Below are 6,904 nucleotides of genomic sequence, written 5' to 3' on the forward strand. Positions count from 1 at the left end.
CGTTGATGGGTTTCTTCGATCGTCAGCGCAATGATCCCGCCGTACGCGATCATCGAAGCGGCATCGATCCAGAACAGCCACTCGAACGAGTAACCGGCCAGCAGCCCACCGATCGGTGGCGCGATCGCAAACCCCAGATTGACGGAGATGTACATCAGGGCGAACGCATGCGGTCGGCGATCGATCGACACGAGATCCGCGATCATCGCAGCGGCGGCCGGCCGATACAGGTCCGCCACCAAGGCGAACACCCCGACCGACAGCATGAACAACCAACGGTTCGTCACCGTCGAAAGCAACAACAGAATCGCGGCGCCACCGAACAGCGCCAGCAACATCACGCCACGCCGTCCAACTTTGTCAGCCAAATGCCCACCGAGCAACGACCCGGCCATCGAGCCCAAGCCCAGCACGCCGATACACGCGGTGGCAAACGGCACGCCGAACCCGAGTTGTTCGCTCGCATAGATCGACAGAAACACCAACACGAACGACCCCGCGCGGTTGATCAGCGATCCCAAGCATAGGATGCGTACCGGTAGGGGTAATTGAAGGTAATCACGGAACATACGTCACGGCCTCGTCGCCAGGTCCATCCGGTCGAAACAGAAATGATCCCAACAGGACATGACCAGGGCCCCCCAGGTTCGCGTCTGGCGGCTGGCACAGGCCCCGCTGGCACAGGCCCCGCTGAGTCTTGGCAGCAAAGGTAGCGACTGAACATCTGCTGGTCTGGCAGGCTACAATGGACTCCATCCCCGCCTTCCGCCCGAAACGCCCGCCGTCTTTTCATGTCTCGCCTGTCCTGCACGATTCTGGTCACCGTCCTCGCCCCGCTATGTGGTGTTCTTGACGGCACTGTTCTTGACGGCACTGTTCGCAACGTCGCTGCTGCCGACGTCGACTTTGATTCCCAAGTCCGCCCGATCCTTTCGGACAAATGTTTCCAGTGCCACGGTCCCGACGAAGCGACCCGTGAAGCGGACTTGCGGTTGGACACCGTCGAAGGGGCGCGGGCTGATCTGGGCGGGTACGCCGCCTTTGTCCCCCACGACCCGGAGAACAGTGAAGGGCTGAGGAGAGTGCTGTCGAGTGATCCCGACGAAGTCATGCCGCCGCCGGATTCCAAGCTCACCCTGACCGAGCGGGAAAAAAAGATCTTGCAAACGTGGGTCCAGTCGGGTGCCACTTGGTCGGAACATTGGTCCTTCGTAATCCCGAACATGCCCGATGTCCCAGAGGACCCGTCGTCGTGGTCACGAAATGAAATCGATCGGTTCATCCGAGCCCGGGCGATCGCGGCGGGAGTCTCGCCGCAAGCGGAAGCGGATCGCGAAACGTTGATTCGCCGCGTCACCTTGGACTTGACCGGGTTGCCACCGACCCCACAAGAAGTCGACGCGTTTTTGGCCGACAAATCCGATGACGCCTACGAACGGTTGGTCGATCGACTGTTGGCCTCGCCACGCTACGGCGAACGGATGGCGTGGGACTGGCTCGACGCCGCCCGCTACGCCGACACCGATGGCTTTCAAGGCGACCCGACACGAACCATGTGGCCGTGGCGTGATTGGTTGGTCGATGCACTCAACGCCAACATGCCCTTTGATCAGTTCACGATCGAAATGCTCGCCGGCGACCTGCTGGACAATCCGACGCCCGAACAGATTTTGGCGACGGGGTTCAATCGCAATCACATGTTCAACGGAGAAGGCGGACGGATCGCCGAAGAGACGCGTGTCGAAAACGTCTTCGATCGCGCGGAAACGACCGGCACCGTTTGGCTGGGTCTGACGATGACCTGCTGTCGTTGTCACGACCACAAGTTCGATCCGATCTCGCTGAAGGAATACTTTCAATTCTACGCGTTTTTCGACAACACTTCGGAAACCGGACGCAGCGGTCGCGGCAAGACGCCGCCGGTGCTGAACTACCTGGACGAGGATCAGCGTCAGCGACGAGACGACGTCGCGGCGGAACTGCAATCGATTGAAGCCGAACTAACTGCACCGCGTCCCGACCTGGACAACGACCAAGCCGCATGGGAAATCGAGTTGCGTGCCAAGCTGGCGTCCGACAGCGGTTCGGCAAAACTGGGACCGTGGTGGCAATTGGGACCGATCCCGGCCGACGGGCGGCGAGCCTTTGACCAGGATCTCGGTCCCGAATCCGGTGTCGAGCTTACCTCAACCGTCGGCGAGCTCACGTGGAAAAAACGCGAAGACATCAAAGACGGCGTCGTGCAGCCCTTGCCGGACACCGTCGGCGCGACGTATTTCTATCGCAAGATCGAATCGTCCTCCAAACGCACGCTGCAACTGTCTCTCGGCAGCGACGACGCCATCAAAGTCTTCTTCGGCGGCAAAGAAGTGCTGGCGAACTTTACCGCCAGGGCGGCGGCCGCCGATCAAGAACGGTTGCAGATCGAACTGGCGCCCGGCGAGAACGAGTTGCTGATCAAGATCGTCAACACTGGAGGGATCGGCGGTTTTTATTTCAACAAGACCGCCGAATCGGTTTTCGGGTTGCCGACCGAAGTGGTCGCCGCGGTCAAGACAGAGCCGCAGAAACAAACGCCGGATCAACGCAACGTTTTGCGAGAACACTTCCGGTCCAACCACTGGCCCCAATGGAAGACGCTTGCGCCGCGGCGTGATCAGCTGAAAAAACAACTCGACGCGTTGGACAAGCAAGCGGTCACGGTGATGGTGATGGATGACTTGCCGAGTGATCGGCGTCGCCAAACGCTGATTTTGGAACGCGGCGGCTACGACAAGCCGACCGATGTGGCCGTGCAACCCGGCACGCCGGCGGCGCTTCCGCCGTTGCCGGATGATGCCCCCCGCAACCGGTTGACGCTCGCCCGCTGGCTGGTGTCTCCGGCCAATCCGCTGACCGCACGCGTGACCGTGAATCGCTATTGGCAAACGTTCTTCGGGCGCGGCATCGTCGAATCCACGGAAGATTTTGGCTTGCAAGGCGATCGCCCGACCCATCCGGATCTGCTGGACTGGCTGGCCACCCACTTTGTCCAAAGCGGCTGGAACGTCAAACAACTGCACAAGCTGATCGTGATGAGTGCGACCTATCGACAATCATCCAAGTTCACCCAGGAATCGCTTCAATCCGACCCACAGAACAAATGGTTTGCCAGGGCGCCACGCTACCGCCTTCCCTCCTGGATGCTCCGCGATCAGGCATTGTCGGTCAGCGGCCTGTTGAGTCCCGAACTGGGCGGCCCCGCGGTCAAGCCGTACCAACCCGAGGGCATTTGGGCCGAAGCCACGTTCGGAAAGATCCGCTACACCCCCGACTCCGGTGAAAAACTTTATCGCCGCAGCCTGTACATCTTCTGGCGCCGAATCGTCGGGCCGACCATGTTTTTTGACGGAGCCAAACGGCAAACGTGTGAAGTCAAACCGACCCGGACCAACACTCCGCTGCACGCACTAACGACACTCAACGAGACCACGTTTGTGGAATCGGCCCGGATGATGGCCCAGCGCGTGCTTCAGGAAAAAGAGTCCCAGACAGCACGCTTGGGTTATGCGTTTCGATTGGCCACGGCGCGGAAACCCAAGGACCGTGAGTTGGCGGTTTTGAAAAACCGCGTCGAACAACTGCGCCGCGATTTTGAGTCCAACCCCGATGACGCGCTGCAGTTGCTGTCGGTGGGACAGTCGCCGCGTGATCCACAACTCGACCCCGCCGAGCATGCCGCCTACACCGTCGTCTGCTCCATCCTATTGAACCTGGATGAAACGTTATCGAAACCGTAAGCGGCCGTCAGTGAACTTTAGCGGAACGGCGCGAGCCGTCCGGTGCTGCAAAACCGGAAGGGTTTGCGTCCTACCGCTACGATCCATTCAGCCTTTGAGTCCGAAACGGTCTCTCACATTCGTTCCACCCGTCGCTATGAACCGCGCACCATGACACAGCCCTTTAACATGCATCCGATGAATCAGACGCGTCGCCAGTTCTTCGGTTCGGCCGGGACCGGAGTCGGGCTGGCGGCCTTGGCGACGTTGTTGGGGAACCGCGCCGCCAGTGGTGCGGGCGGATTGCCGACGTTGCCGCACTATCCGGCCAAGGCAAAGCGGGTGATTTATTTGCTTCAGAACGGTGCCCCGTCGCACGTCGATCTGTTTGATCACAAACCGATGTTGACCAAGCTGCACGGCCAACAGATCCCCGATTCGGTCGTCGGCGGCGCCCGATTCAGCACGATGACCGGCGGCCAGACCGCGCGTCCCTGTCTGAAGGAGATCACGACGTTCGCCCGTCACGGGCAAAGCGGAGCGACGGTTTCCAGCTTTCTTCCCGAAACGGCAAAGATTGCCGACAAGCTGTGTTTCATCAAATCGATGCACACGACGCAGGTCAATCACGCTCCGGCGATCACGTATTTTCTGACCGGCGATGAACGCCCCGGCCGGCCGAGCATGGGGGCTTGGCTCAGCTACGGTCTCGGCAGCGAAACCGAAGAACTGCCTGCGTTTGTCGCCATGACCTCGCGTGACAAGGAAGCGTCGTGTGGACAGATCTTTTACGACTATTACTGGGGCAGCGGCTTTCTGCCGACGGTGCATCAAGGCGTCAAGTTTCGTGGCAGCGGCGATCCGGTGTTGTACCTGTCCGATCCGCCCGGGATGAATCGTGATCGTCGTCGGGGCATGTTGGACGACCTCGCCGTGCTCAACCAAGGACAGCTCGATGTGGTCGGCGATCCGGAAATTGCGACGCGGATCAAACAGTATGAAATGGCCTATCGCATGCAAGCCTCGGTTCCGGAGCTGACCGATCTGTCGACGGAATCCGAATCGACGCTCGCGATGTACGGCGCCGACGTCACACGCAAGGGCTCGTATGCCTACAACTGTTTGATCGCGCGTCGACTGGCCGAACGCGGCACCCGATTCATCCAATTGATGCATGCCGGCTGGGACCAGCACCGAAACCTGAATAGCCAATTGGAAGTCCAATGTCGTGACACCGACGCCCCTTCGGCTGCGCTCGTTAAAGACTTGGAACAGCGTGGGTTGTTGGACGACACGCTGGTGATCTGGGGCGGCGAATTCGGCCGCACTCCGTTCTTGCAAGGGAAAATCGAAGACACCCAACGTTGGGGCCGCGACCATCATCCGTATGTGTTCACGCTGTGGATGGCCGGCGGGGGCATCAAGCCCGGCGTCACGTATGGGGAGTCCGACGAATTCGGATTTAGCGTGGCCGCCGATGGCGTCAGCGTCCATGATTTCCAAGCCACGATCCTGCATTTGCTGGGCATCGACCACGAACGATTGACCTACCGCTACCAAGGCCGACGTTTTCGTTTGACCGACGTTCACGGAGAGATCGTCGAACCCATCCTCGGATAAGCCTCCAGCCTGTCGATCGCTGACTTGGTTCATCATCGACGCGATCGCGTTCACCCTCTCACACACAGGCAATTCGCCATGACACGGATTCTACTTGTCGGCCTTGCGTTGCTTTCGACGACCACCCCTGCAGTCACAATCCGGGCTGAGTCCCCCGCGACCGGGCTGACGATCCAATGGGATGGTCGTTACCTGGATGTCCACGGGCCAAAAATCCCCGGCGACTTCATTCGCACACACTATCTGGAAGCTTATTGCCGTCCCGGATCGACCGATCGAGACTGGAGTGAAACAGTGATCAAGCACACCAGTGAATTGATCAAGGCGACGCCGGATCGCAAACGAATCGAAATCCGTGACACCTTGATCGACGGCGTGATCGTCGATCACGTGATCCTCGCAGGCGAAGACGAAGTGACGTTTGAGCTGACGGCGACCAACCCGACCGACAAAGCATCCGAGGCCCATTGGGCACAACCCTGCATGCGGGTGGACCGTTTCACCGGCGCGGATCCTGCCAACGCCCGCGACGTCTATCCGCCTTACATCAGGAATTGTTTCCTGATGGTCGATGGAACACTGACCCGACTTCCGACATCGCCATGGGCGCTCAAGGCGCGCTACGTTCCCGGCCAAGTCTACGCCCCCGAACACGTCGACCGCGACGACGTCAATCCGCGTCCGCTCAGTGATGTCGTTCCCTCCAGCGGTTTGACCGGATGCTATTCCGCCGACGAGAAAATGATTTTGGCGGTCGCCTGGCACCCCTACCAGGAGATCTTTCAAGGTGTGATCACCTGCATGCACAACGATTTTCGCATCGGTGGTTTGGCGCCGGGGCAGACGAAACACATTCGAGGTAAGCTGTACGTCGTACCGGCGGACACGCAAGCGTTGATCCGGCGGTTTCAAACTGATTTCCCCGAATCGTTGTAGCCCACCATGTTTCGCCCACCGTTGTTCGTGTCTCTGTTTGCTTCGTTCTTCCTGTCTCTGATCGCTCCCGCGGTTGCCCAAGTCCCCGACGCCGCCGACCAGGCCACGCAGCAGGTGAAGGTCGCGACCTACAACATCCGCTTTGCCAACCCGAACGATGGGGATGACATTTGGCCCAATCGCCAAGAGTTTGTGATTGAGTACTGTCGCGGCAACGACATCATCGGGTTGCAAGAAGTCACCGAACCCCAGTTCGCCCAACTGCGAGCCGGCTTGTCAGACTTTGAATCCTACGGCGTCGGTCGCGACGATGGAAAAAGCGGCGGGGAGCACGCGCCGATCTTTTATCGTCAAGACAAGTTCGAAGTGCTCGACAAGGGAACCTTTTGGCTGAGCGAGACTCCCGAAGCGGTCGGTGTCAAAGGCTGGGACGCGGCACTGCCACGGACCTGCACCTGGATTCATTTTCGCGACCGACGAAATGGCGCCGAGTTGTATGTCGCAAACACCCACTTCGATCATCGAGGCGCGAAAGCGCGGGCCGAAAGTGGGAAACTGTTGGCCGAGCGTCTGGGCAAGTTGCCTCAAGA

The 6,904-nt window shown here is 59.7% G+C and carries 5 protein-coding genes; 4 read left to right on the forward strand and 1 reads right to left on the reverse strand.

The features are described from left to right. Positions 1 to 569: MFS transporter (locus ABX749_RS16070; RefSeq protein WP_372896869.1), on the reverse strand; the 569-nt coding region annotated here is incomplete at its 3' end. Positions 570 to 791: 222 nt separating this feature from the next. Here ABX749_RS16070 and ABX749_RS16075 point away from each other — a divergent pair. The 4 genes from ABX749_RS16075 to ABX749_RS16090 form a co-directional block, all read left to right on the forward strand. Next, positions 792 to 3,779, forward strand: coding sequence for a PSD1 and planctomycete cytochrome C domain-containing protein (locus tag ABX749_RS16075; protein ID WP_372896870.1), 2,988 nt, complete (start codon positions 792 to 794; stop codon positions 3,777 to 3,779). Positions 3,780 to 3,929: 150 nt separating this feature from the next. Next, the gene (locus ABX749_RS16080; protein ID WP_372896871.1) at positions 3,930 to 5,378 is read left to right on the forward strand and encodes a DUF1501 domain-containing protein; all 1,449 of its coding nucleotides are present in this window, start codon (positions 3,930 to 3,932) and stop codon (positions 5,376 to 5,378) included. A 78-nt stretch (positions 5,379 to 5,456) separates the two neighbouring features. After that, a complete protein-coding gene (locus tag ABX749_RS16085; protein WP_372896872.1) occupies positions 5,457 to 6,314 on the forward strand; it encodes a hypothetical protein in 858 nt (285 codons plus the stop codon). 6 nt (positions 6,315 to 6,320) lie between these two features. Then, on the forward strand, positions 6,321 to 6,904 hold a 584-nt coding region (locus tag ABX749_RS16090; RefSeq protein ID WP_372896873.1), incomplete at its 3' end, for an endonuclease/exonuclease/phosphatase family protein.

This window comes from Stieleria sp., assembly GCF_041595215.1.
Classification (GTDB): Bacteria; Planctomycetota; Planctomycetia; order Pirellulales; family Pirellulaceae; genus Stieleria; species Stieleria magnilauensis.